Source organism: Streptomyces sp. NPDC059255, assembly GCF_042752355.1.
Lineage (GTDB): Bacteria > Actinomycetota > Actinomycetes > Streptomycetales > Streptomycetaceae > Streptomyces.
Map to the genome: position 1 here is coordinate 45,224 of NZ_JBHYZP010000040.1, position 24,111 is coordinate 69,334.

At 71.7% G+C, this 24,111-nt stretch carries 30 protein-coding genes and 1 pseudogene; 19 read left to right on the forward strand and 12 right to left on the reverse strand.

Going from position 1 to position 24,111, the window contains the following annotated elements; translation table 11 throughout:
- Window positions 1-55: 55 nt before the first annotated feature.
- From ACFXKG_RS34075 to ACFXKG_RS34095, 5 genes and pseudogenes are all read right to left on the reverse strand, one after another.
- Window positions 56-772, reverse strand: a pseudogene (locus ACFXKG_RS34075) (response regulator transcription factor); the annotation flags it as partial.
- 58 nt (window positions 773-830) lie between these two features.
- The gene (locus tag ACFXKG_RS34080; protein WP_384847201.1) at window positions 831-1,016 is read right to left on the reverse strand and encodes a hypothetical protein; all 186 of its coding nucleotides are present in this window, start codon (window positions 1,014-1,016) and stop codon (window positions 831-833) included.
- A gap of 61 nt (window positions 1,017-1,077) precedes the next feature.
- On the reverse strand, window positions 1,078-2,166 hold the full coding sequence (locus ACFXKG_RS34085; RefSeq protein WP_384847203.1) for a S1C family serine protease: 1,089 nt from the start codon (window positions 2,164-2,166) through the stop codon (window positions 1,078-1,080).
- Between the two features lie 171 nt (window positions 2,167-2,337).
- Window positions 2,338-3,360, reverse strand: a complete 1,023-nt coding sequence (locus tag ACFXKG_RS34090) for a LacI family DNA-binding transcriptional regulator (RefSeq protein ID WP_382895145.1) — start codon at window positions 3,358-3,360, stop codon at window positions 2,338-2,340.
- Window positions 3,361-3,384: 24 nt separating this feature from the next.
- Entirely contained in the window at window positions 3,385-4,230 is an 846-nt protein-coding gene (locus ACFXKG_RS34095; protein ID WP_384847206.1) for a winged helix-turn-helix domain-containing protein, read from the reverse strand.
- Window positions 4,231-4,873: 643 nt separating this feature from the next.
- On the opposite strand from ACFXKG_RS34095, the gene ACFXKG_RS34100 reads away from it, so the two are divergent.
- The 7 genes from ACFXKG_RS34100 (at window position 4,874) to ACFXKG_RS34130 (ending at window position 9,593) form a co-directional block, all read left to right on the forward strand.
- The gene (locus ACFXKG_RS34100) at window positions 4,874-5,128 is read left to right on the forward strand and encodes a MoaD/ThiS family protein (RefSeq protein WP_365813632.1); all 255 of its coding nucleotides are present in this window, start codon (window positions 4,874-4,876) and stop codon (window positions 5,126-5,128) included.
- Window positions 5,129-5,138: 10 nt separating this feature from the next.
- Window positions 5,139-6,557 (forward strand): hypothetical protein, encoded by a 1,419-nt coding sequence (locus ACFXKG_RS34105; RefSeq protein ID WP_384847208.1) that lies wholly within the window; start codon window positions 5,139-5,141, stop codon window positions 6,555-6,557.
- A 165-nt stretch (window positions 6,558-6,722) separates the two neighbouring features.
- Window positions 6,723-7,472 carry a DUF2993 domain-containing protein gene (locus ACFXKG_RS34110; protein ID WP_384847210.1) on the forward strand — a complete coding sequence of 250 codons (750 nt, stop codon included), beginning with the start codon at window positions 6,723-6,725 and terminating at the stop codon, window positions 7,470-7,472.
- Window positions 7,473-7,789: 317 nt separating this feature from the next.
- Window positions 7,790-7,897 carry a putative leader peptide gene (locus ACFXKG_RS34115; protein WP_365813638.1) on the forward strand — a complete coding sequence of 36 codons (108 nt, stop codon included), beginning with the start codon at window positions 7,790-7,792 and terminating at the stop codon, window positions 7,895-7,897.
- 156 nt (window positions 7,898-8,053) lie between these two features.
- Complete coding sequence (locus tag ACFXKG_RS34120; RefSeq protein WP_365813640.1) at window positions 8,054-8,893, forward strand: sulfurtransferase; 840 nt, start codon at window positions 8,054-8,056, stop codon at window positions 8,891-8,893.
- Window positions 8,894-8,922: 29 nt separating this feature from the next.
- Window positions 8,923-9,210, forward strand: a complete 288-nt coding sequence (locus ACFXKG_RS34125; RefSeq protein ID WP_030590573.1) for a DUF1416 domain-containing protein — start codon at window positions 8,923-8,925, stop codon at window positions 9,208-9,210.
- Window positions 9,211-9,326: 116 nt separating this feature from the next.
- Window positions 9,327-9,593 carry a DUF3099 domain-containing protein gene (locus ACFXKG_RS34130; protein WP_384847213.1) on the forward strand — a complete coding sequence of 89 codons (267 nt, stop codon included), beginning with the start codon at window positions 9,327-9,329 and terminating at the stop codon, window positions 9,591-9,593.
- A 28-nt stretch (window positions 9,594-9,621) separates the two neighbouring features.
- Here the strand turns inward: ACFXKG_RS34130 and ACFXKG_RS34135 are convergent, their stop codons facing one another.
- Both ACFXKG_RS34135 and ACFXKG_RS34140 read right to left on the reverse strand, forming a co-directional pair.
- A complete protein-coding gene (locus tag ACFXKG_RS34135; protein WP_384847215.1) occupies window positions 9,622-10,032 on the reverse strand; it encodes an ester cyclase in 411 nt (136 codons plus the stop codon).
- 249 nt (window positions 10,033-10,281) lie between these two features.
- Window positions 10,282-10,485: a DUF397 domain-containing protein gene (locus tag ACFXKG_RS34140; protein WP_384847217.1), complete on the reverse strand. Its 204-nt coding sequence runs from the start codon at window positions 10,483-10,485 to the stop codon at window positions 10,282-10,284.
- Window positions 10,486-10,534: 49 nt separating this feature from the next.
- On the opposite strand from ACFXKG_RS34140, the gene ACFXKG_RS34145 reads away from it, so the two are divergent.
- Window positions 10,535-10,897, forward strand: coding sequence for a hypothetical protein (locus ACFXKG_RS34145; protein ID WP_384847219.1), 363 nt, complete (start codon window positions 10,535-10,537; stop codon window positions 10,895-10,897).
- An 83-nt stretch (window positions 10,898-10,980) separates the two neighbouring features.
- On the opposite strand, the gene ACFXKG_RS34150 is transcribed toward ACFXKG_RS34145, so the two are convergent.
- Together ACFXKG_RS34150 and ACFXKG_RS34155 are read right to left on the reverse strand one after the other, a co-directional pair.
- Window positions 10,981-11,727 carry a VOC family protein gene (locus tag ACFXKG_RS34150; protein WP_384847221.1) on the reverse strand — a complete coding sequence of 249 codons (747 nt, stop codon included), beginning with the start codon at window positions 11,725-11,727 and terminating at the stop codon, window positions 10,981-10,983.
- Between the two features lie 105 nt (window positions 11,728-11,832).
- Window positions 11,833-12,663 carry an oxidoreductase gene (locus ACFXKG_RS34155; protein ID WP_384847223.1) on the reverse strand — a complete coding sequence of 277 codons (831 nt, stop codon included), beginning with the start codon at window positions 12,661-12,663 and terminating at the stop codon, window positions 11,833-11,835.
- A 125-nt stretch (window positions 12,664-12,788) separates the two neighbouring features.
- Between ACFXKG_RS34155 and ACFXKG_RS34160 the strand changes: the two genes are divergently transcribed.
- A complete protein-coding gene (locus tag ACFXKG_RS34160; protein WP_384847225.1) occupies window positions 12,789-13,364 on the forward strand; it encodes a TetR/AcrR family transcriptional regulator in 576 nt (191 codons plus the stop codon).
- 79 nt (window positions 13,365-13,443) lie between these two features.
- Here the strand turns inward: ACFXKG_RS34160 and ACFXKG_RS34165 are convergent, their stop codons facing one another.
- The gene (locus tag ACFXKG_RS34165; protein WP_384847227.1) at window positions 13,444-13,821 is read right to left on the reverse strand and encodes a DsrE family protein; all 378 of its coding nucleotides are present in this window, start codon (window positions 13,819-13,821) and stop codon (window positions 13,444-13,446) included.
- 213 nt (window positions 13,822-14,034) lie between these two features.
- Here ACFXKG_RS34165 and ACFXKG_RS34170 point away from each other — a divergent pair, with 213 nt between their 5' ends.
- The 6 genes from ACFXKG_RS34170 (at window position 14,035) to ACFXKG_RS34195 (ending at window position 18,718) form a co-directional block, all read left to right on the forward strand.
- Window positions 14,035-14,715 carry a hypothetical protein gene (locus ACFXKG_RS34170; protein ID WP_384847229.1) on the forward strand — a complete coding sequence of 227 codons (681 nt, stop codon included), beginning with the start codon at window positions 14,035-14,037 and terminating at the stop codon, window positions 14,713-14,715.
- A complete protein-coding gene (locus ACFXKG_RS34175) occupies window positions 14,712-15,458 on the forward strand; it encodes a hypothetical protein (RefSeq protein ID WP_384847231.1) in 747 nt (248 codons plus the stop codon). The genes ACFXKG_RS34170 and ACFXKG_RS34175 overlap by 4 nt, the downstream gene beginning before the upstream one ends.
- Window positions 15,455-16,285 (forward strand): hypothetical protein, encoded by an 831-nt coding sequence (locus tag ACFXKG_RS34180; protein WP_384847233.1) that lies wholly within the window; start codon window positions 15,455-15,457, stop codon window positions 16,283-16,285. Before ACFXKG_RS34175 ends, ACFXKG_RS34180 begins: the two co-directional genes overlap by 4 nt.
- A gap of 245 nt (window positions 16,286-16,530) precedes the next feature.
- Window positions 16,531-17,103, forward strand: a complete 573-nt coding sequence (locus ACFXKG_RS34185; RefSeq protein WP_365813655.1) for an FABP family protein — start codon at window positions 16,531-16,533, stop codon at window positions 17,101-17,103.
- Between the two features lie 153 nt (window positions 17,104-17,256).
- On the forward strand, window positions 17,257-17,700 hold the full coding sequence (locus ACFXKG_RS34190) for a Fur family transcriptional regulator (protein ID WP_382895110.1): 444 nt from the start codon (window positions 17,257-17,259) through the stop codon (window positions 17,698-17,700).
- Window positions 17,701-17,737: 37 nt separating this feature from the next.
- Window positions 17,738-18,718, forward strand: a complete 981-nt coding sequence (locus tag ACFXKG_RS34195) for a YgfZ/GcvT domain-containing protein (RefSeq protein WP_384847288.1) — start codon at window positions 17,738-17,740, stop codon at window positions 18,716-18,718.
- Window positions 18,719-18,839: 121 nt separating this feature from the next.
- Here ACFXKG_RS34195 and dtd read toward each other — a convergent pair whose 3' ends face one another.
- Complete coding sequence (gene dtd / locus ACFXKG_RS34200; RefSeq protein ID WP_365813658.1) at window positions 18,840-19,277, reverse strand: D-aminoacyl-tRNA deacylase; 438 nt, start codon at window positions 19,275-19,277, stop codon at window positions 18,840-18,842.
- Between the two features lie 166 nt (window positions 19,278-19,443).
- On the opposite strand from dtd, the gene ACFXKG_RS34205 reads away from it, so the two are divergent.
- The 3 genes from ACFXKG_RS34205 (at window position 19,444) to ACFXKG_RS34215 (ending at window position 22,667) form a co-directional block, all read left to right on the forward strand.
- Window positions 19,444-20,109, forward strand: a complete 666-nt coding sequence (locus tag ACFXKG_RS34205) for an ABC transporter substrate-binding protein (protein WP_384847236.1) — start codon at window positions 19,444-19,446, stop codon at window positions 20,107-20,109.
- 73 nt (window positions 20,110-20,182) lie between these two features.
- Window positions 20,183-21,244 (forward strand): asparaginase, encoded by a 1,062-nt coding sequence (locus tag ACFXKG_RS34210; protein ID WP_384847238.1) that lies wholly within the window; start codon window positions 20,183-20,185, stop codon window positions 21,242-21,244.
- Window positions 21,245-21,410: 166 nt separating this feature from the next.
- The gene (locus ACFXKG_RS34215; RefSeq protein WP_384847240.1) at window positions 21,411-22,667 is read left to right on the forward strand and encodes a GNAT family N-acetyltransferase; all 1,257 of its coding nucleotides are present in this window, start codon (window positions 21,411-21,413) and stop codon (window positions 22,665-22,667) included.
- Between the two features lie 60 nt (window positions 22,668-22,727).
- Here the strand turns inward: ACFXKG_RS34215 and ACFXKG_RS34220 are convergent, their stop codons facing one another.
- On the reverse strand, window positions 22,728-22,919 hold the full coding sequence (locus tag ACFXKG_RS34220) for a hypothetical protein (RefSeq protein WP_384847242.1): 192 nt from the start codon (window positions 22,917-22,919) through the stop codon (window positions 22,728-22,730).
- A gap of 154 nt (window positions 22,920-23,073) precedes the next feature.
- On the opposite strand from ACFXKG_RS34220, the gene ACFXKG_RS34225 reads away from it, so the two are divergent.
- Complete coding sequence (locus ACFXKG_RS34225; RefSeq protein WP_384847244.1) at window positions 23,074-24,075, forward strand: GntR family transcriptional regulator; 1,002 nt, start codon at window positions 23,074-23,076, stop codon at window positions 24,073-24,075.
- Window positions 24,076-24,111 lie beyond the last annotated feature (36 nt).

The window sequence follows — 24,111 nt, forward strand, 5'->3', positions numbered from 1 at the left end:
AGCCTCCGGCCCCTCCTCCGCCGGGGCCCGTTCCCGTGCCGCCGCCCGTGTCGCCGCGCAGCGCGTATCCCACCCCGCGCACCGTGTGCACCAGGCGCGGCTCGCCGCCGCTCTCCGTCTTCCGGCGCAGGTACATCACGTACACGTCGAGCGAGTTGGAGCTGGGCTCGAAGTCGAAGCCCCACACGGCCTTGAGGATCTGCTCCCGGGTCAGTACCTGGCGCGGGTGCGCGAGGAACATCTCCAGGAGCGTGAATTCGGTGCGGGTCAGCTCCACGCGCCGGTCGCCCCGGGTGACCTCGCGTGTCGTCAGGTCCATCCGCAGGTCGGCGAAGGAGAGGACGTCCTCGGCGGCCACCTCGCCGGAGCCGGCCGACGCGTACGAGCTGCGCCGCAGCAGCGCGCGGATCCGGGCGAACAGCTCGTCCAGCTCGAACGGCTTCACCAGGTAGTCGTCCGCGCCCGCGTCCAGACCGGTGACGCGGTCGCCGACCGTGTCACGGGCTGTGAGCATCAGGATCGGCACCTTCGAGCCGCCCGCGCGCAGCCGCCGGGCGGCGGTCAGGCCGTCCATGCGGGGCATCTGGATGTCGAGGACGATCAGATCCGGCGCGTAGGCGGCGGCCCTGGCGAGGGCGTCGACCCCGTCGACGGCGACCTCGGTCCCGTATCCGTCGAAGGCGAGGCTCCGCTGGAGGGCCTCCCGTACGGCGGGCTCGTCGTCGACGATCAGGATGCGCTGCGGATCGCGATCGCCTTCGGCGGGACTCATTCGCTTCTACCTCGTCGGTCTCGGTCAGCGGGTGGGCGCTGAGGTGTGCTGCCTGCCTTCAGCCTCGCACGGCGGCCTTGCGGCGGCGGCCCGTTCCACGCCTCTTCGACGCGGCGGCGGTACGTATCTCGTCGGCGCGGCGGGTGGGCGCCGCGGCCTGGGCAAGATCATGGACGAGGGCGAGCGGAAGCGCCAGATCGCTCGGTCCCGCCGGACGGGTGAGGGGGGCGTCGGTGCCGTTCATGACTGTCTCCTGCGGGGTCGTACGGGGTCGTACGGGGTGGTCGTCCACGGCGATGGCGAGATCAGCCGGTGCCGCCGGAGCGCAGCGCCGAGAGGTCCGCCTTGACGGTGTTGATCGGGATGGCGAAGCCCAGGCCCACGCTGCCGGCGCTGGAGCCACCCATCGAGGACGACGAACTCGGCGCGTACATCGCGGAGTTGATGCCGATGATCTGGCCGTTCATGTTGATCAGGGCGCCGCCGGAGTTGCCCGGGTTGAGCGAGGCGTCGGTCTGGAGCGCCTTGTACGTGGTCTTCGAGGAGCCGGTGTCGCCGTTGAACTGCTGGCCGCCGAACTCGAACGGCCAGTTGCCGCCGCCGTTGCCGCCCTGCTGTTGCTGCTGGCCCTGGTCCTGGTCCTTGGCGACGGTGACATCGCGGTTCAGGGCCGAGATGATCCCGCTGGTGACGGTGCCGGTCAGGCCCTCGGGGGAGCCGATGGCCACGACCTCGTCACCGACCTTCACCTGGCCGGAGTCGCCGAGGGAGGCGGTCTTCAGGCCGCTCGCGCCCTCCAGCTCGATCAGCGCGAGGTCCTTGTCCGGGTCGGTGCCGACGACCTTCGCGGTGTAGGTCTTGCCGGTGCTGAGCTGGACCTTCACGGACGAGGCCCCGGCGACGACGTGGTTGTTGGTGACGATCTCGCCGTCGGACGTGATGATCACGCCGGAACCGGTGGACTCACCGCTGTTCGAGGCCGCGTTGATCTCGACGATCGCCGGGGACACGGACTGCGCGACACCCGCGACGGTGCCCGTGCTGCTCTGCGAGACGGTCGTCCCGTGGACGGCGGTGCCCCCGTTGCCGACGCCGTTGCCGTTCCCCGTGTACGCGCCGATCAGCGCGGCCGACCCGCCCCCGACGACGGCGGCGGCCAGCGCGACCGCGGCCAGCAGCGCGACAGGCGCCTTGGCGCGCCGCGCGGTCCCGCCGGAGGCGTGCGCACCGTGCGGGTACGGACCCGCGGCAGTGGCGGCGGGGCCGGGCGCGGGGGTGGCGGAGTATGCCGGACCGTACGAGGGCGGCGGCGGGTAGGCCGGGCCCTGGAACCCCTGGGTGGGGTGCTGCTGCGTGCTGTCTGCGTCGCCGCTGCCGCGGTAGTTGTCGGTCATGGCAACGACTCTCGGCGCCGTACATGAGAACAGGCTGAGGAGGCGCTGAGAAGGGCAACAAAACCGCGTATGCCCCATATAAAGGCCGAGCGGATCAGCCGGCCCGGCCGGGGCCGTGCGCGACCCGGGGCCGTGCGTGACCCGGGGCCGCGCACGGCTCCGTGGCCGGGGCTACGCGCAGCCGCAGGAGCGCCGCACTATCAGCGCCGACGGGAACTGCTTCACGCGCTCGCGCCGCGAGCCCGCCACCCGCAGCCCGTCGTCCAGCACCAGGTCCACCGCCGCCCGCGCCATCGCGGGCCGGTCGGAGGAGACCGTCGTCAGTGGCGGATCCGTCAGGCCCGCCTCCTTGACGTCGTCGAAGCCGGCCACCGCCAGGTCGCCCGGGACGTCGAGGCGCAGCTCGCGGGCGGCGCGCAGGACGCCGATCGCCTGGTCGTCGGTGGAGCAGAAGATCGCCGAGGGCCGGTCGGGGCGGGCGAGGAGTTCCAGGGCGATCAGGTACGTGTCGTAACGGTTGTACGGGGCCTGGAAGAGCCGCCCCTCCACCGGGATCCCCGCCTCCAGCATCGCCCGGCGCCAGCCCTCCACGTGGTCGGCCACCGGGTCGCCGACCACCGGGGTCGACTCGACGCCGCCGAGGCAGGCGACGTACGGGTGGCCGTGCTCCAGGAGGTGGCGGGTGGCGAGCTGCGCGCCGCCGATGTCGTCCGTGACGACCGCGACGTCGTCGATGCCCTCGGGGCGCTCGTGCAGCAGCACGACCCGGGCGTCCCACGCCTCTATCTCGGCCGCCGCGCGCTCGCTGAAGCCCTGGCTGACCAGGATCAGCCCGGAGACCCGCATGCCGAGGAAGGCCCGCAGGTAGTGGACCTCGCGTTCGTCGCGGTAGTCCGAGTTGCCGACCAGCACCATTTTCCCGCGCTCGGCCGCCGCCTGCTCCACCGCGTGCGCCATCTCCGCGAAGAAGGGCTGCCGGGCGTCGGGCACGACCATCCCTATGAGGTCGGTCCGCCGCGACGCCATGGCCTGGGCGACCCGGTCGGGCCGGTACCCCAGCTCCTTGATGGCGTTGACCACCCGCTCGCGCGTGGCCGGGGCGACCGGCCGGGGTCCGTTGTTGATGACATAGCTGACGACGGCGGTGGAAGTCCCCGCCAGCCGTGCCACATCGTCCCGCGTCACCTTGGCCACGCGCGGCAGTCTACGCGTGGTGACCTATCGCTGGGCAGGCCGTACGGAGGCTTCTTCGACCGACTCCTGCGCCGCGTCCGCTCCGGCGTCGCTGCCGGGCGCCTCGGCCTTCTCGTGACGGGGCTCCGTACGGTCCCCGGCACGGTCCTCCGCGCGGGCCGCGGACTTCGCCCTGGCGTCCTCGGAGCCGCGCTCGGCCTTCTCCGGGGTGACGAAGCGGTAGCCCACGTTCCGTACGGTCCCGATGAGGGACTCGTGCTCCGGGCCGAGCTTCGCGCGCAGCCGCCGTACGTGCACGTCGACCGTCCGCGTACCGCCGAAGTAGTCGTACCCCCAGACCTCCTGCAGGAGCTGGGCGCGGGTGAAGACCCGGCCGGGGTGCTGCGCGAGGTACTTGAGCAGCTCGAACTCCTTGAAGGTCAGGTCCAGGACCCGGCCCTTCAGCTTCGCGCTGTAGGTGGCCTCGTCGACCGACAGGTCCCCGTTGCGGATCTCCATGGGGGAGTCGTCCGTCTGGATCTGCTGGCGGCCCATCGCGAGCCGCAGCCGCGCCTCGACCTCGGCCGGGCCCGCGGTGTCGAGCAGGACGTCGTCGATGCCCCAGTCGGCGGTGACGGCGGCGAGACCGCCCTCGGTCACGACGAGGATCAGGGGGCAGCCGGGTCCGGTGGAGCGCAGGAGCTGGCAGAGCGAGCGCACCTGCGGGAGGTCTCGGCGGCCGTCGATCAGGATCACATCGGCACCAGGGGTGTCGACGAGGGCGGGCCCCTCGGCGGGGGCCACCCGCACGTTGTGGAGCAGCAGTCCGAGGGCCGGCAGCACCTCCGTCGAGGGCTGGAGGGCGTTCGTCAGGAGCAGCAGAGAACTCATCGCCGCTCACCTGCCTCGGCCGGACTCCTGCCGGGACTCTTGCCCGGACTGTTGTCGTTCACGGTTCGTTTGCCCATTACGTCGGTTCCTCCTCGGTCCCTGCGAGGACGTATGCGGCACTGCTCACTGCTCAATGCTTACTGCGTCATGCCTACTGCCTACTGCTGTTGTACTGCCGTACGGTCCGCGCTGCCCCTCGTCCCCGGGGGCGCGGCCCGGATGTCCGTGTCTTCCGTCTGTGACATCTGGCTGTAACAACGATCGGAAAACACAAAAGGACCCGGGGGCTGCTTTGCCCGGATCCTCTTCGGAGGAGAATAACCCACATTCCTTCCGTGTCAGAGGGGCAATCGCGCAGATCATGCGAGGACACCGGTCCGCCGGACCCCGGGCGCAGGCCCGTGGAACCGCCTCTGAGCAGCACCGGAACCGCGTGGGGAGGGCCCGGAACGCGCACGAAGAAGCGGTGTACTGCCTGTGTACGGAGGGTTTCGCGCGGGGGGTCCGTCCGGGGGTTCGCGGGGGGATTCACGCAGGACTTGGACCGTAGACCGCCGGGCACCGGTTGTGCGGATCGCACAGGGGGCGCACAGAGGCGTGTCCGCGCCGTACATCATGGAGTCCGACGAAAGGAGTTGCCTCTATGGCAGCCGGCACGATCCGCTACTGGGCGGCGGCCAGAGCAGCGGCAGGCATCGCGGAGGAGCCCTACGCGGCGGACAGCCTGGCCGAGGCGCTCGACGGCGCGCGGGTCCGGCACCCGGGTGAGCTGACCCGGGTACTCCAGAGGTGTTCCTTCATTGTCGACGGTGACCCCGTGGGCACTCGCGAGCATGAGACCGTACGCCTTGCCGAGGGCGGCACGGTCGAGGTGCTCCCGCCGTTCGCAGGAGGGTGAACCGCACATCATGAGCAACGATCAGCAGTATCCGTACGGGCAGCAGGACCCCTACGGGCAGCACGGCCGGCAGGGGCAGTTCGGTCCGCCGGACCAGGGGCAGGACGGCCCGCTCCACGCGCAGTCCCCGTCGGCCGCGCAGCATCCGGCCCAGGGGTGGACCGCGCCCGAGCAGGCCGGGTCGGGGCAGCCGGGCGGGGAGGCCGCCCAGACGTGGGAGGGGCAGACCTGGGACACCCAGTACCAGCCCCATGTGCCGCCCCTCGCGCAGCCTCCGGTCCAGCAGTCGGCCCCGCAGCCCGTGCAGCAGCCGGCTCCGCAGCCCGTGCAGGGGACCTACGGGCAGCCGTCCTACGGGCAGGCCCCGGCCCAGCCCCACCCGTATCAGCAGCAGGCGGCGCAGCCGTATCAGCAGCAGGCCGCCGCCGCTGCCGACACCGCGTACCTGCCGCCGCAGGGCGCCTACACGCCCCCGCCGCAGGCGGCTCACGCCCCGACCCCCGCGCCCGCGCAGGCGCCCCCGCACGCCCCCCAGGCCCAGCCCGGGGTCCGGCCCCAGCCTCAGCCCCAGGCACAGGGCCAGGCACAGGCCCAGGGGCAGTCCCAGGCGGGCGGCCCCGGCTCCCTCGACGCCGCCGGCTACAGCGCGCCCACCACGCTCGGCAACGCCCGCGTCACCGACGCCCAGCGCGCCCGCGCCGAGGGCCGGTCGCCGATCATCCCGCCGGGTGTCCAGCCGGCCGCGCTGACGGCGGCGCTGGGGCTGCTGCTCGTCGGTGGCGCGGCCCTCGGCCCGTACGCGCTGCTCGTACCGCTCGTGCTGCTCCAGGCCGTCACCGCGGCCGGCTGGTTCCGGCTGAACGGCATGTGGCCGGCCCGGCAGGGCATCGCGCTCGCCTTCCTCGGCGGGGTCGTCGCGGACATCGCCGTGCTCGCCGCGGGCCGGGCCAACGGTCCCGCCGCGATCATCGGGACCCTCGGTGTGTGGGTGCTGCTCGTCCTCGTCCTGCAGTTGCGCAGCCGCGCGAGCGCCGACGAGCGCATGACGGGCCTGATGGCCACCGTCGTCTCCGCCGCGCTCGCCATCCTGGCCGCGGGCCACCTGGCCGGCGCCCCGGACGCGGTGGTCGTCGGCGGCGTGGCGGTCGCCGCGGCCACGGTCGCCCGCGCGCTGCCGCTGCCGGGCTTCGTCTCGGTCGCGGTGTCCCTGCTGGCCGGCGCGGGCGGCGGGATCGTGGCGGGCGGGCTGACGGACCTGGGCGCCCAGGGCGCGCTGCTGGGGCTCGGAGCGGGCGTCTGCGCGCTGGTCGGGCTGCGGGCGGCGAGCTACGACTACCCGTCCAAGTTCGTGCACATGACGGCCGGGGTGGCGCTGCCCCTCACGGCCGCCGCGCCGGCCGTCTACCTGCTGGGCCGCGCGCTGGCCTGATGCCCGCCGCGGGCATACGGCGGGTGACGGCGGGAACCGTACGGCGGGAACCGTACGTCTCCGCCAAACGTCCTGCGACAGTACGACCGGATCCGACCAGGGGACGGCCGGGGAGCGAACCGGACCACACAGACCGGTCATGACCAGGGTTGGGGACACCGAACGATGCGCGCACTGCGGACATTGCTGATACTCGTCGTGGTCTTCGGCGGGCTGTTCGTCGCGGCCGACCGGGTCGCGGTCTCCTTCGCCGAGGACCAGGTGGCGAGCAGGATCAGGTCCGGCGCGGGCCTCGGCTCCGACCCGGAGGTCTCGATCAACGGGTTCCCCTTCCTGACCCAGGTCGTGAGCACGTCCCTGGACGACGTCCGGATCAGCCTCGACGGCGTCAGCGCCAGCGCCGACGGCCACGCGGTGCGGGTGACCGAGGTCAAGGCGGAGCTGAAGGACGTGAAGTTCGACAGCAGCTTCTCGACGGCGACCGCGGCGAGCGCCACCGGTTCGGCGCGGATCTCGTACGCGGACCTCTCGGGCTCCGCACCGGAGGGCGCGACGGTCGGTTACGCGGGCGCCGAGCGGGCCGCCAAGGGGCAGGTCAAGCTCTCGGGCCCGATGGGCGACGTGCTGGACGGCGCGGGCATCACCGTCCCCGGCCCGTTCAAGGGGCTGCTGGACGGCAAGACCCTCACCGCGTACAGCGCGGTCTCGCTGGTCGACGGCGACACGGTCCGGCTGAAGGCGGCGACCCTGCCCGAGCTGTACGTGCCGGGGGCCGAGGAGCGGATACGGGAGGTCGTCGACTACGACCTGAAGATCGACGGGCTGCCGTCGACCATCAAGCTCGACAAGGTCACGGCGACGGAGACGGGCCTGAGCTTCTCCGGGACGGGCACGGACGTCTCCCTGTCCGGCTGACGGGCGGCTGCGTACGGCCCGGCGCAACGGTCCGGCGTACGGACCGACCGAAATGCGTACGACCGATGTGCGTACGGCCGGTATGTGTACGGCCGGTATGTGTACGGCCGGGCCGGATGCTGAGACGGCCACGTCCGCTCCCCAGACGCTTCCCGGACGGCGTCCCACACCGATCCGCCGGGGCGGGCCCGGGCGCCGCGCCGCCTTCCCCGGGCGGGCTTCACATGCCACCCTTAGGTCCCACATTGTGGATGATCGTGTCTTGGCATGTGACACACCGGTGACACGACCGCCCGGTCGTCCCTACGATCGGACCCATGCAGTGCTTTATCGGCGGTCTCCCTCAGCGGGGACAGGCGGACCTCACGAAGCGGCGGGCAGTAGACCTGTGCCGCGTCGCCGCCATGCTCTGTCGCACTGCCTGAGCGGGACGCCGGACCGGCGGGACGTTCAGTCCCGCATACTCCCCGCCCCGTCTTCCCGGGCCCTTCGAGCGCTCTCAGGGCCACTCGCGCGCCGTACGCCCGCACCATCACCTCGCAGCACACTGCCCCCCGCACACTGCCCCGGAGGAGAAAAGCATGAGCCGCAGCGACGTTCTGGTCGACGCCGACTGGGTCGAGGCCCACATCGACGACCCGAAGGTTGTCATCGTCGAGGTCGACGAGGACACCTCGGCCTACGACAAGAACCACATCAAGAACGCGGTCAGGATCGACTGGAAGAGCGACCTCCAGGACCCGGTCCGCCGTGACTTCGTCGACCAGGAGGGCTTCGAGAAGCTCCTCTCGGCCAAGGGCATCGCCAACGACGACACCGTCGTCCTCTACGGCGGCAACAACAACTGGTTCGCGTCCTACGCGTACTGGTACTTCAAGCTCTACGGCCACGACTCCGTCAAGCTCCTCGACGGTGGACGCAAGAAGTGGGAGCTGGACTCCCGCGACCTGGTCGAGGCCGTCCCGACCCGCGCCGCCACCACGTACACGGCGAAGGCCCAGGACACCTCGATCCGCGCCTTCCGCGACGACGCGGTCGCCGCGATCGGCACGAAGAACCTGGTCGACGTCCGGTCGCCCGACGAGTTCAGCGGCAAGCTGCTCGCCCCGGCGCACCTGCCGCAGGAGCAGTCGCAGCGTCCGGGCCACATCCCGTCCGCGCGCAACATCCCGTGGTCGAAGAACGCCAACGACGACGGAACCTTCAAGTCGGACGACGAGCTGAAGGAGCTGTACGCGCAGGAGCAGGTCGACCTGGCGAAGGACACGATCGCCTACTGCCGCATCGGTGAGCGCTCGGCGCTCACCTGGTTCGTCCTGCACGAGCTGCTCGGTGTCGACAACGTCAAGAACTACGACGGTTCGTGGACCGAGTACGGCTCGCTCGTCGGCGTGCCGATCGAACTCGGCGCCAACAAGTAATCCCGCCCCGACCTGGAGGACTGAACAATATGTGTGGAGCACAGGCCGGTGGCCCCGACGCTTCGACGATCAAGCCCGGCGAGACCACGATCCAGGGCTCGGTGACCCGCGACGGTGAGCCCGTCACCGGTTACGTACGCCTGCTGGACTCGACCGGCGAGTTCACCGCGGAGGTGCCGACCTCAGCGACCGGACAGTTCCGCTTCTACGCGGCCGAGGGTACGTGGACGGTGCGCGCCCTCGTCCCCGGCGGCTCGGCCGACCGTACGGTCGTCGCGCAGACCGGTGGCCTCTCCGAGGTCGCGATCGCGGTCTGACGCTCGCGCACGCGTAGGGCCGCACCCCGGGGGGACCGGGGTGCGGCCCTACGCGCTGCTCCGGCTCCGTTCCGGTCGGCGTTCCGGTCGGCCCCTGCGAGTCGTACGCTGAAGGTATGTACGCGCGACGCCGTCGCCGGTATTTCACGCTGATGGGCGGATGTCTCTTCCTCTTCGTCTCCGCCTGGGCCTTCGTGCGTATCTGGTCCGTCCCCGCGGCCATCGCGCTCTGCGTGGTCGCCCTGCTGATCCCGCCGATCGCCGCCATCGTGGGCAACACGAAGGACAAGGACGACCGCTGGTGGGACGAGCCCCCGCAGGGCCACGAGAACGACGAGGCGGACCGCTGGCTGGACGAGCTGGAGCGCCGGAACCGCCCGTAGCGCGACAGCAGCGGTCGGCCAGGGCCCGTCACATCGCGAGGCCGAGCTGACGCAGCATGCCGAGTTCGTCGCTGCTGCCCCAGCGCTCGACGAGTTTTCCGTCGGCGAACCGGCTGATCTGCATGCCCCGGTAGCTCACCGTCCGTCCCGTCGCGGCGTGCCCCATCAGCTCACCGAGGTGGGTACCCGTGATCGTGTACGCGAAGGCGACTTCGTCGTCGGTGGCGACGACGTGCTCGACCTCGATGTGCAGATCCGGGAAGGCCCGCCGCATCGTGGCGAACATTTCTTCGTAGCCCTCGGGCCCCGGGACCTGGCCGGGAGCCGGGTCGTGATCCAGCGAATCGGAGACGAAATAGGCGTCGAGTTCGCCGAGACGGTTCTCGTTGACCGCTGTTCCGAGCTTTTCCAAGGTGGCGAGGTTGCTGTTGCGAGACATGGCGCTCCCCGGCGTCGTGGTGTCGGGCGGGCCACGCCGGTCCGGGCTGCCGTGGCCGCCCCTTCCTCTTCTTCCACGGTAGAGGCGACGGCCTTCGGCTGCCTGTTTCCGCCGGTCCGCGTCGCGCCAGGCAGACGAGCCGGTCGGCCTCCGCCTGCTGATCACCGCCGGCGGGGGAGTGAGGTCGAAATGGAGCCGGCTCTTCCCGGTCCTCGGCGTCAGGGCCAGTGGCCCGCACGGCCTGCTGGGTCAGGTCCCGCTGATGAAGTGGTCGAACTGACCTGCTTTGACGCCGCGTATGAAGACCGAGAGGTTCTTGTGGGTGGCGGTGACGATGATGCCGGGCTCGTCGCTCTCGCGGAGCTTGACGGTTCCGTCGTCGGCTGCGGCGACATTGACGCAGTTGCCGGCGGTTCCGCTGTAGGAAGACTTCTGCCAGTCGTAGTGGGACATGCTCAATACCTCATCACATGCTCTGCCCGTCTCCCGATAGGGAATTTCCGTGACCGCATCGCCGCAGGACCCTGCCCCGGAGTCGTCCGATTTTGAGCGGGAGTTCGAGCAGGAGGTGTACGAACTCGTCCGTGACACCGCACCCCGGCTCTTCGCGGTCGTCGTGGAGTACCGCGAGGGCCCGGGGGACCAGGACCGGGACGCGGTCGTCGTCGCGTGGGGGCTGGACTACGGGGATGGGAAGGCCGAGGTCACCTCGGTCGAGAGCGAGTCACGGTGGCGGCTGGCCTCGGCGGATCGCGCCGTGCGGTATTTCGGGCGGGCCGAGGGATGTGTTTCCCGTCTGGTGTGGCCGGGCGTGCCCGATGTTGACGGTCAGGCGCGGGAGGAGAAGGTGGAGCGGGCCGCCTGATCCCTGCTGCGGGAGCCTCGGCAAGAACTTGCGGCCGGGGGCTCCCGCAAGTTCTTGCCGATCGAGGCAGGGGGGACCGCTGATCAGCCCTGAGGAACGGTCAGCACGCGGAACTCGTTGCCGTCGGGGTCCGTCATCATCACTCGGCCGGCCTTGTCCTGGCCGAGGTCGATCCGCGTCGCCCCGAGGGAGGTGAGCCGGTCGACCTCCGCCTGCTGATCACCGCCGGCAGGGGGAGCGAGGTCGAAACGGAGCCGGTTCTTCCCGGTCCTTGGCATCAGCGGCGGACCGCCCCACGTGACCTTCGGGCCCCCGTGCGGCGAGCGGATCGCGGTCTCCTGGTCCTGGTCCCAGGCCAGCGGCCAGCCCAGCGCCGCGCTCCAGAAGTAGCCGACCTCCTGCGAGCCGTCGCAGGCGAGCGCCCCGATGAATCCGCAGTCGGCGAGGAAGTTGTTGCCCGGTTCGATGACGCAGAATTCATTGCCCTCGGGGTCGGCGAGCACCACATGACCCTCCTCCGGGCGCTGACCGATGTCGATGTGCCGGCCGCCGAGTGCGAGCGCCCTCGCCACCGTCTCCCGCTGGTCCTCCAGGGACGTGCTCGTCAGGTCGAAGTGCATCAGGTTCTGGGCGGTCTTCGGCTCCTGCGCAGGGAGGAACCGGAGTCGGAACCCGGTGTCGTCGCTAGGGAGGAGGGTGAGGCCGTTGTGGGCGTCGTGGGCGTTGTGGGCGTCGTCGATGGGCTCCCAGCCCAGGACGCCGGCCCAGAAGTCCGCGAGGCGGCGCGGGTCGTGCGCGTCGAGGCACAGCGCGTGGAGGTGGGAAGTCATCCCTCGGTCCCCGATTCAGGAAGGCGTTCGTCCAGGTCCTGGCTGGAGCCTGCCCAGACGGTGCCACCCGGTCAACCGATTAACGGCCCACCCGCCCCGGATCGTTCAGCGGGGCATGCCGACCGCGCGGGAGATGGCGGCGTCGAAGGCGCGGTCGGGCAGGACGCGGCGCAGGGCGATGAGGGGGCGGGCGCCGAAGCCGGTGGCGTAGCGGGTCCGGGGGCGGCGGGCGGTGACGGCCTTGGCGATGGCGTCGGCGATGACGCTGGGCGGGGAGTTGCGGCGGGTGCCGGCCTCGGAGCGCAGGGCGGTGGCCACGGCCGTGGCCTGGCCTGCGTAGGGGCCGCTGCCGGAGGAGTCCTTGAGTTTGTCGGCGGCGATGCCGCCCCATTCGGTGGCGATGCCGCCCGGTTCTATGACGACGACATTGATGCCGAAGGGGCCGGCCTCCAGGCGCAGGCAGTCGCTGAGGGCTTCGAGGGCGAACTTGGTGCCGTGGTACCAGCCGCCGAGGGGGGTGTAGATCTTGCCGCCCATGGAGGTGATGTTGACGACGGTGCCGGAGTGCTGGGCGCGCATGTGGGGCAGCACGAGCTGGGCCAGGCGCAGGGCGCCGAAAACGTTGACCTCGAACTGGCGGCGCGCCTCGTCCAAGGGGACGTCTTCGAGGGCGCCGTAGGAGCCGTAACCGGCGTTGTTGACCAGGACGTCGACGCGGCCCGTCTCGGCCATGATGCGGTCGACGCCGCCTCGCATGGACGCGTCGTCGGTGACGTCCATCGCCAGGGGGCGGATGCCGCGGTCGGCGAGCTTCTGGAGCCGGTCGGTGCGGCGGGCGGCCCCGTAGACGGTGTAGCCGAGTTCGTGCAGCTTGAGGGCGGTGGCCTCGCCGATGCCGGAGGAGGCACCGGTGACGAGGGCGGTCTTGGTGGGCATGGTGTGTCCTCACACGTAAGATGAACTTCGGTTCACTCTCTATCCTGAACCTTGGTTCACTTTGGTGCAAGTGCTGGATGCGAAGATGCACGTGCTGGATGCGAAGAGAAGGGCAGGCGAATCCCGTGACCCAGGCCAGGGCGCCGCGCGCCGACGCGGTCCGCAACCGCAAGAAGATCCTCGCTGCGGGCGGGGAGCAGATCACCCTGCATGGGCCCGAGGTCGGGATGGACGAGATCGCCGCCGCGGCGGGCGTGGCCGTGGGGACCTTGTACCGGCACTTCCCCACCAAGACGGAACTGGTCGCGGCCGTCGTCGCCGAGTACGTCACCCATGTCGCCGAGGACGCCCATGCCGCGCTCGCGCGCGTCGGCGCCGGCGCGCGCGCCGTGGACGAGCTGGCCGCGTTCCTCGGCCGCGTCGTCGAGGTGTCCGTGACCGACCGCGCCGTCAAGGCCGCCGCCCAGACCCTGGGCGCCGAGCCGGGCGACCGGGCCGACGAGGACCGCGCGGGGGCGGCTGTCGCCGCTCTCATCCGCGCCGGTCAGGCCGACGGCGACATCCATCCCGACGTCACCGTCGACGACATCTACCTGCTGTTCTCCACCGCCCCCACCGACCGGCCCCCCGCCGCCCGTGCCCGCTGGCTCACCCTCGTCGTTCCGGGACTGACCGCCCTGGCCCGGCCCGAGGGCGACTGAGGCACGGCCGCCGGTACGACTGAGGCGCGGCCGCCGGTACGACTGAGGCGCGGCCGCCGGTACGACTGAGGCGCGGCCGTCAGTAGACGAGTGCCTGGACGCCGTCCGCCATGATCTCGCTGACGAAGACCTGCGCGCCCGCGATCCGTACCCCGTCCAGCACGTCCTGCTCCGTGATGTCCCGCCGGGCCGCGCACTGCGTGCACAGCGTGATCCGGCCCGCCGCCTGGATCGACTCGATCAGCTCGGGAAGCGGCGCGGAGTGCGGCAGTTCGAACTCGGCGGCCCGTCCCGGCAGCGCGAACCACGCCGATTCGCCGGTCAGCCACAGCGACACCTCCACCCCGCTCGCCACGGCGACCGCGGCCACCGTGAAGGCCTGGGAGCAGCGCTCGGGGGCGTCGGCCCCGGCGGTCACTTTGATCACGAGCTTCTTGGCGTTCTGCGCGGATTGCATGTGCCGAATCGTAATCCGCCGCCCTACAACCTCCCCGCGGCCTGGCGGGTCGGATCTGTGCGCGGGTAACGGAACCCGCGCCTCAGGTCTCGTGGGGGGACTCTTTTGGAAGCTCAGCAAGCTCCGGAGCCGACCGATGCTTCGGAGACACAGCCGCCGCCTCCGGCGGCCTTACCGGCCCGAAGACGCGGCCGTACGGCACTGCTGATCGCCGTGGCGGCCGTGCTCGGCATCGTCGGCGGCACGGCCACGGGGTACGCGATCCAGGCCGACCGCCCGCCGACGCCCCTGCCGCCGCTCGCCCAGCAGGGGCTCGGGTATCCGGCGAAACCCCTGCCGGCGGGGGAGGAGGCGGAGCCGCTCACCGCCGAGGAGGACCACCAGGTCAGGACGGACGGCGATCTGCGTGAGCTGCTGATCGGCGGGCCCGCCGGGGCGCGGGAGATCGCGGCACCCTGGCTCGACAACGGCTGGGTACCGTTGAGGGCCTACGCCCACTACTTCGACGGCGGCGGCTATTCGTTCTCCTCGATGCTGGAGAACGGCACCCGCCGGATCGCGGGCAGGGCCTGGGAAGAGAGCGGCGGCCGGCAGGGAAACCTCGTCCTGGTCCAGTACCGTCCGAGCATCAACGCGCAGGGTCCGGCCGACCTGGACATGCTGCCCCTGGGAATGATCACGCGATCCGGTAACGCCGGCGATCCCGTCAAGGGCACGGCCAAGGGCCGCTACTACGTCTACGACGCCGGTTCCGCGGTCGATCGTCCGCGGTTCCGGGCGTACGCCGCCGCCCATCGGGGCGATGTGCTCATCAAGATCAACCTTTTCGACAGTGAGCCGATCAGCAAGAAGGACATCCGGACACTGATCGAGCGCCAGTTGGAGCGCCTGTGAACGACCACCGCACCCACCGGTTCCTCGGGACCGCGCTGCCCGCGCTCCTCGTCGCCGGTGCCCTCGTCGGCGGGTCCGTGTTCGTCGGAGCCGTCGTCGACGGAGCGGACCGGAGCGCTCCCACCACGGTCTGGGCGGAGAGCCGGGCCAAGCCGCCCAAGGACCCGGCCGGGGACATCGGCAGAGGCCGCGCCGACACCGACCTGACCAGGAAGCTGCTGCCGGTGCCGCCGGGCTACCTGCTCGGACCCGACATCGGCGAATACGGCAACGACACCGAGCTGACCGGCAAGAAGGCGATCGAGCTGGTGAAGGCCGTCGGCGCCGATTACTCCGCCGCCGTACGCCAGGAGGTGTACAAGGAGATCGACAGGATGGGGATCGAAGGGCTTGCGCTCCGCTCGTACCGCTTGAAGGGTGGGAACGGGCAGGGTTCCCTCACCGCCGACGTGTCCCTCGTCGCTTTCAAGGACCGCGCGACCGCGCGGTCCTGGTACGAGGTGGCGTCCCAGCGGCCCGGAGCGAGCAAGGGGCCGGTGATAGAGGGCAGCAAGCACTCCGCATGCTTCCTGGAGCCCGGGAGCGACGTGGACGGTATCGAGTCGGTGACCTGCGTGGCGTATGAGGGCGGGACCGCCGTCACCGTGGCCGCGGAGGGCATGAAGCCGCTCAACCGGTTCACCCTCACCGAACTGGTGAAGGATCAGCTCGACCACCTCGCCTCCCCGGGGGAGTCCGTATGAGCGAGCAGACCGCCTCCCCGGCGGCGGACGAGTCCTCCCCGGCCTCCGCCCCCGTTCCGGCTCCCCGCCCGCCCCGTCGCCTGCTGCGCGCGGTCGCCCGTTGGGCCCTCGCCGGGGCCGTTTTCGCCGGGCTCGGCACCGGTGTGGCGTACGGCCTCAGCGGGATGGAGCGCACCGACCTCCCAGGGCTCTCGACACGCGGCGACGGACGCTGGGACTACCCGGAGCTCTCGCTGCCCGCCCTGCCGGTCGGTACTCCGCGTCCCTTCAACCCGGAGAACGCCGGAGAGATCCACCACGCCGATCTCCGGGCGCTGCTGCTCCGGGCCCCTGCCGGTGCCACGCCGGACAAGGAGCTGACCGGCGGCTGGGTGAGCACGGAGCGGTACGTGTCCGAGTACGCCCCCGACCAGCGCGCCGCACTCTCGGTGCTGCTGGACGACTACGCCGTACGGCACGTCGCCGCCCGGGGCTGGACCATGCCGGACGGCACGGTCTCCAGGGTCTACCTCCTGCGGTTCCCGTCGTCCGGTCTCGCGGCCGGCTTCAAGCACGACTCGGTGCTCGGGAGCGGCGTGGGCAAATCGTTGGCGGCCGCACCCGGCGCGGAACCGGACGCGTCGTGGCCGGACGCGGCGCCCGGCTCCGAGATGTTCGTGAGTACCGATGTGTACGTCGAGCCGGAGCCGTACGGCGCGACGCAGGCCCGGCACGCGTATGTCACCGGGGGTGACACCGTCGCGCTGATCGTCCACGAGAAGAAGGGTGGCGCCGCCCGCGTTCCCTTCCATCAGACAGTGGTGCTCCAGGGCCAGCTCCTCGGCTGAGCCCGGCCGGGTACGCGGCTGGGTACGCGGCCGGCGGGCGGCCCTTACGCCCGTCGGCGCACCTCGTCGAGAGGGCCGGCGCCCCACCCACTAGGCTGGGGCCCGGCCCGTACCGCGTCATATCGTTCATCCGAGGAGCACCCCGTGCTTGAGGCTTTCTTCACCGCCCTGCTGGTCCTTGTCTGTGTCGGCGTGCTCGCCTTCACCGGTCTGGCCGTGAAGAAGCTCTACCAGGGCCAGCGCTGATGATCGAGATCCCTTCCGACCTGCACCCGGACCTCGTTCCGCTCGTCTTCCTCCTCGGCGACTGGGAAGGCGTCGGCGTCTTCGACTTCCCCGGTGAGGAGAAGGCCAACTTCGGGCAGGAAGTCTCCTTCAGCCACGACGGCCGGGACTTCATCGAGTACGTGTCGCACACCTGGGCGCTCGACGCCGAGGGCAAGAAGGTCAGGCCGATCGAGTCCGAGTCCGGCTTCTGGCGCATCGACAAGGACCGCAAGGTCGAGGTCGTCATGGTGCGGGACCAGGGCGTCGTCGAGGTCTGGTACGGCGAGCTGGGGGACCAGAAGCCGCAGATCGACCTGGTGACCGACGCGGTGGCCCGCACGGCGGCCTCCGGTCCTTACAGCGGGGGCAAGCGGCTCTACGGGTACGTCAAGGGCGACCTGATGTGGGTGGGCGAGAAGTCCACCCCGGAGGTGCCGCTGCGCCCGTACATGTCGGCGCACCTGAAGAAGACCGTCAGCCCCGAGCAGGTCGCCGAGTGGGCCAAGGACCTCGGTGACCTCCCGGACGACGGCATCGCCTTCTTCAAGTAGTCCGCGACAAGTAGTCCGCAGCAAGTAGTTCGCGACAAGCAGTCCGCCCCAGGTGGTCCGGCACGGGTGGGCCGCGTCAAGTGGTCCGCCGCAGAAGAGCCGCCGTAATAAGTCGCGTCCGGGCCGCCGCCACGCCTGCCTACACTGGGGGGCGTGGTGAGCACCGACTGGAAGAGCGATCTGCGGCAGCGCGGCTACCGGCTGACCCCTCAGCGCCAGCTTGTCCTCGAAGCCGTCGACTCCCTCGAACACGCGACGCCGGACGACATCCTCTGCGAGGTCCGCAGAACCGCCTCCGGGGTGAACATCTCCACGGTCTACCGGACGCTGGAGCTGCTGGAGGAGCTGGGCCTCGTCTCGCACGCCCACCTCGGGCACGGCGCTCCGACGTACCACCTGGCCGACCGGCACCACCACATACACCTGGTCTGCCGGGACTGCACGGAGGTGATCGAGGCGGACACCGAGGTCGCCGCCGAGTTCACGGCCAAGCTGCGCCGCGACTTCGGCTTCACCACGGACATGAAGCACTTCGCGATCTTCGGCCGCTGCCGGGAGTGCACGGCCCGTGCCGCGGACGGTGACGCCGCCGGGTGAGCCGGCGCCGCCCGGGTGAGTCGTAGGCTTCATGACTATGCAGCGACACTCGACCACCAGCCCTCTCCTCACCCTGCCCGGAGCCGTCGCGGCCGAAGGCCAGGACGAAGGCGTCGCCGCGCACTACGGCGACCTGTTCCGGGAACAACGCGCCCTCGCCGACGGCACCGGCTTCGTCGACCTCTCCCACCGCGGCGTCGTCACCGTCACCGGCGACGACCGGCTGAGCTGGCTGCACCTGCTGCTCACCCAGCACGTCACGGAGCTGCCCGTGGGCCGGGCCACCGAGGCGCTGATCCTCTCCGCGCACGGCCATGTCGAGCACGCCCTGTACCTCGTGGACGACGGCGCGACGGTCTGGGCGCACGTGGAGCCGGGGACGCGGGAAGCCCTGGTGGACTACCTGGAGTCGATGAAGTTCTTCTACCGGGTCGAGGTCGCGGACCGTACCGACGACTTCGCGGTGGTGCACCTCCCGGCCGGCTCCATCGCCGCTCCACCGGAGGGCGCCGTCGTACGGGAGACCCCGTACGGCCGTGATCTCTTCCTGCCGCGCGACGGGCTGACGGCGTACGCGGAGCAGCACGGTCCGCCGGCGGGGATCCTCGCGTACGAGGCGCTCCGCGTCGAGGCGCACCGGCCGCGGCTCGGCTTCGAGACCGACCACCGGACCATCCCGCACGAGGTGGGGTGGATCGGCGGCGCGGTCCACCTCGACAAGGGGTGCTACCGGGGCCAGGAGACCGTGGCGCGCGTCCAGAACCTGGGGAAGCCGCCGCGCCGGCTGGTCTTCCTGCACCTCGACGGCAGCGATGTCCACCTCCCGGGGCACGGCACGCCGGTGCGGCTCGCGGCGGACGGTGCCGAGGGGCGGCAGCTCGGCTTCGTCACCACCTCGGCCCGCCACCACGAGCTGGGGCCGATCGCGCTGGCGCTGGTCAAGCGCAATGTGCCGGTGGACGCGCCGCTGCTGGCGGGGGACACGGCGGCGGCACAGGAGGTCGTGGTCGAGCCGTAGGCCCCCGGGGCGGTACGGGAAAGCCGCCGGGGCGGTACGCGAGGCCCTAACCGTCGGGGCGGTACGGCCCTGACCTCCGGGGCGGTTGGCCTCCCGTACCGCCGGGCCGGTACGCGAGGCCCTAGAAGTCCAGCAGCACCGTGAACGGGCCGTGATTCGTGAGCGAGACGCGCATCTCCGCTCCGAACCGGCCCGTCTCCACCTTCGCCCCCAGCTCCCGCAGCCGCGCGACCACCGCGTCGACCAGCGGTTCGGCCACCGGACCCGGCGCCGCGGCGTTCCAGGTGGGGCGGCGGCCCTTCCGGGCGTCCCCGTAGAGAGTGAACTGCGAAATCACCAGGAGCGGGGCGTTCGCCTCCGAACAGGACTTCTCGCCCTCCAGCATCCGTATCGACCAGAGCTTGTCGGCGAGCCGCCGCGCCTGCTCCACCGTGTCCTCGTGGGTGACTCCCACCAGCACACACAGCCCTTCGCCGACGATCTCGCCGACGGTTTCCGTCCCGGACCCGGTCACGGCGACGACACTCGCGCCGTCGACCCTCTGTACCACTGCTCGCATACGGACCAACCTATCGGGGCCGAACGGGTGCGGAGCGCCCCCCTGCGCGGTGCCGGGAGTGGCACGATGCACAGAGGCGGTGCGCGGCAGGCACCCGTCGAGGGATGGGGGTCCCCAACGGTGTGCGGGACGGGTCTCCCCAGTGGAGTGAGGGGAAGTACGCGCGATGAGCACATCGAGCACATCCGGCGCCGGACAGCCGAAGCAGCGGTCGAGGCCGCCCGGCCCCGCGCCGGCGACCCGTACGACCAGCGGGGTCGGCAGCGGTGGCCCCGTGGGCGGCGGACCCGGGGGACGCGTGGGGGGCGGGGCTCCGGGAGGCGGGGAGGGGACGGCGGCGCTGCCCGCGCCGCGACCGTACGACTTCAGCGTCCTGCTCCTGCCCGAACTGCGCGCGCTGCGCCGGGACTCGCACCGGGACGAGGGGGACCTCAGCTATCTGCGGCGGCTGCTGCAGGGCCGTATCGACATCCTGCGGGCCGAGTTGGCGCGCCGTACGGCCCCGGAGACCCCGTTGCTCGACCGGCTCTCCGAGATCCTCACCGACGCCCCGTCGCGGCACCGCAGCTCCGCCCGGCACGTCACGCTCTCCACGCCGCGCAGCGCGGAGTACCGGGCGCTGGCCGCGGAGACGCTGGCGGAGGTGGAGCTGTCGGATCTGGAGGCGCGTACGGACGAGGAGTTGCACTCGGCGATGAGGCGGCTGGTGCGCAACGAGCGTCAGCTCTCGCGCCGCCGTCACCAGCTCCAGCGGACGGCGGACGATTGCAGCGCGGAGATCGCGCGCAGGTACCGTGAAGGCGAAGCACAAGTAGACGACCTGCTCATGTAGGCGGCCTGCTCACGCCGGCGCCGATCCGTCCGCGCGTGGGCGGGGTCCGTCCCGTCCCTCCGGAAGGCCGAGGATGACCTCCACCACGCCCAGCAGCACGTCCACCGCGGCCGGTACGTCCCGTGGCACCGGTCCCGGCACCGGGACGGGCACGGGCCCCGGCACCGGTACGGGCCCCGGCATATCCCGGGACGCGGCGTCGCCGGTACTCGCCGAGGTCGTACGGTCCGGCTTCGTCGAGGGACGGCACCGCGGCGCGCTGGTGCTGCTCGCGGCCGACGGTACGGTCGAGCTGGAGCTGGGTGATCCGGACGCGCCGGTCTTCCCGCGCTCCAGCAACAAGCCGATGCAGGCGGCGGCCGTGCTGCGGGCCGGACTCGAACTCTCCGGGGAGCGGCTGGCGCTGGCCGCCGCGAGCCACTCCGGCGAGGGCTTCCACCTCGACCTCGTACGGACGATGCTCGCCGAGTACGGGCTGACCCCCGACGACCTCCAGACCCCGCCGGACCTGCCGCTCGATCCGGTGGAGGCGGAGTCGTACCTCGCCGCGGGCGGGGTGCGCGAGCGGATCACGATGAACTGCTCGGGCAAGCACACGGCCATGCTCGCCGTCTGCGCGCTCAACGGCTGGCCGACGGAGAACTACCTCGACCCCGCCCACCCGTTGCAGCAACTCGTGCTCACGGTGATCGAGGAGGCGGCCGGGGAACACGTCGCCACGGTCGGTACGGACGGCTGCGGCGCCCCGCTGATGGCCCTCGGCCTCACCGGACTCGCCCGCGCCTTCCGGCACTTCGTCCTCGCGGCGCCGACGACGGCCGAGGGGCGCGTCGCGGAGGCGATGCGGGCGCACCCCGAGTACGTGGCGGGCACGCGGCGCTCCGACACCTGGCTGATGCGGGAGGTGCCGGGGACGCTCTCCAAGATGGGCGCGGAGGCGGTCCAGGCGGTGGCGCTGGCGGACGGCCGCGCGCTCGCGTTCAAGATCGACGACGGCGGGGCGCGGGCGCTGGGCCCGGTGCTGGCACGGGCGCTCCAGCTCCTGGGCGTCGAGGCGGAGGTGCTGGGCCGGATCGGCCGGGCGCCGCTGCTGGGCGGGGGCGCGGAGGTCGGGGCGGTACGGGCGGCGTTCTGAGGGGGACGGTACGCCCGTCGTGCTCCGAGGCGGACGGTACGCCCGTCGTGCTCCGAGGCGGACGGTACGGGCGGACCCTTCCGAGGCGTACGGTCCGGGCGGACGACGAATCGTACGGGTGGAAAACCGGGTGCGTCGCCGGGAGACCGCGCATACCGTGCCGACCATGAGCCTTGAGGTCCGTACCGTCACCGAAGCCGGGTTCCCCGACTGGAATCGCGCCCTGAACACCGGTTTCCTGCGTCCGCCGGGCGACTCGGAGGAGATGGTGGCGTGGCGGCGCGGGGGCGCGGACCTCACGCGTACGCGCGGCGCGTTCGAGGACGGGCGGTGCGTCGGGACCTTCCGTTCCTTCGCCCAGGAGCTGACGGTGCCCGGCGGCGCGGTGCTGTCCGCCGACGCGGTCTCGAACGTCACCGTCTCGCCGACCCACCGCAGGCGCGGGCTGCTCGGCCGGATGATGGGCGCCGATCTGGCGCAGGCGAAGGAGCGCGGGGACACCCTCGCCACGCTCATCGCCGCCGAGTACCCGATCTACGGGCGGTACGGCTTCGGGCCCGCCGCGTCGATCACGGAGTGGGCGGTCGACGTGGCGCGCTCGGGGCTCGATCCGCGCTGGGCGGGCCCCGGCGCCGAGGACGGCGGCGGCCGGATCGACCTGGTCGAGGGCGCGGACGTACGGAAGCTCGGCCCCGAGCTGCACGAGCGCTTCCGGGCACGGCAGCCGGGCGCGGTCGGCCGGGACGAGCGCTGGTGGCTCAGGCAGACCGGGCAGGCGCCCGACGGACCCGGACCCGCCTGGGTGGAGCCCTACCACGCGGTGTACCGCTCGGCGTCGGGCGAGGTGGAGGGCCTGGCCACGTACGCGTCCGACGACAACTGGGGCGACGCCAAGCAGCCGCTGAACACCGCGTCCGTACGGGACCTGATCGCGCTGACCCCGGCGGCCGAGCGCGCGCTGTGGCGGTTCGTCTGCTCGGTCGACTGGATCACGACGGTACGGACGGGCCACCGCGCGCCGGACGACCTGCTGCCGCACTTCCTGCCGGACCCGCGCGCGGCGCGCGTCGTGACGCAGGCGGACTACCTGTGGGTGCGGATCCTCGACGCCGTACGGGCCCTGGAGGCGCGTACGTACGCCGTTCCCGGCACGCTGGTGCTGGAGATCCACGACGCGGCGGGTCTGGCGGGCGGCCGTTTCCGGCTGGACGCCTCGCCGGAGGGCGCGAGCTGCGCGCCCACGACGGAGGCGGCCGGACTGTCCCTGGACGTGCGGGAGCTGGGCGCGCTGTACCTGGGCGACGAGTCGGCGCTGCGGCTCGCGGCGCTCGGGACGGTGACGGAGGAGCGGCCGGGGGCGGCGGCGGTGGCGGAGACGCTGTTCCGTACGGGGCGGCGGCCCTGGTGCCCGGACGTCTTCTGATTCTGATCCGTACGGGGGCCGGTCGTCGGTCCGTGGAAGGGGCGGTTGGCCCGTACGGGGTCAGCCGTGGCCGAGCTGGGTGACGAGGAGGGCCAGGACCGCGGCGCCGATTCCCGCGCAGGTGGCGTTCCTGGCCTTGACGCCGAAGGTGAGCAGGAGAAGCGCGACGGTCCCCGCGGTGCCGAAGCGCCAGTGCACGAGCTGGTCGAGCCCGATGCCGAAGGCTGTGGTGAGGAGCGCGGACACAGGCATGGCGGTCACTCCTTTACGGCGGGTGGGGCGAGCAGGAGTCGAGTTGGCTGCCAACTCGACGCCAACTAATGAAGTTGTCCCGCCAAGTTGCGATCCGTAAACAAGTTCACTGTTACAACTGCCGGGAGATGGCAGGAAGTTGTAACGTAGGGTCGTGACCTCTGAACAGGCTGCTGTGAACGGCACCGGAAAGCCCACGCCGGAGGATGTGGCGGAGGCCTTGCGTGCCCGTATCGAATCGGGTGACCTCGGAGCGGGTCAGGCCCTGCCCACGCAGAAGAACCTGGTGGCCGAGTTCGGCGTGCAGCGCGGGGTGATCCGGCAGGCCCTGCGGCGCCTCCAGGAGGACGGGCTGCTCACCGAGGTCACGCGCGGCGCCCCGCCCCGTATCGCCGACCGCGCCGCCACTGAGCGGGCCGCCGCCGAACGGGCCGCCGCCCGGCGGAGGGCGGGGGCGGGCGCGGACGAGACGCCGCAGGAGACGATGGTCGCGCTGCGCCCGCGCATCATGGCCGCGTTCGAGGCCGAGCACGTACGGATAGACGCCCTCTGTCTGACGGCGGAGTCGCTGAGCGCGGCCCTGGGCGAGCAGCGTCTGCGCGTCCGGGACCGGGCGGCACTGTCGGCGGAGGCCGGGGGCGGGGGCGGCGCCGGCGCCGGGGCGCCGGGTGCGGGCGCGCTGCCCGCCACGGTGACGGTCCGGGTGCTGCTGCCCAACCGCGACATCGACCTGGCGTTCCCGCGTTCCGTCGCCGCCACCGACACGCACCCGGACGAGAGCGACCTCGTCCACCAGCGCTGGCTCCAGCAGCGCAACGCGCACGGCACGGTCCTGAGAGACCATCTGATGGGGATGCGCTCGGCGGGCATCGACGTCGACGTACGGTTCAAGGCGCTGCCCTTCACACCGCCGGTGAAGCTGTACGTGCTCAACGGCAGCGAGGCGCTGTTCGCGTACTACAAGGTCACCGTGCGCGAGACGGAGATCCACCGGACGTCCGTCGAGATGTACGACGCGCTCGGGGACCGGTCGCCGCTGTTCTCCTTCGGGTCGGGGGAGCTGCGGGCGCAGCGCGACAACGCGTTCGTGGCGGAGTCGGGGGCCTGGTTCGACGCGCTCTGGGAGACGATCGCGACGGACCTCGCGCTGGGATGACCCCGTGTCGTACGGGTGTGGTTCGGGGCAGGATGT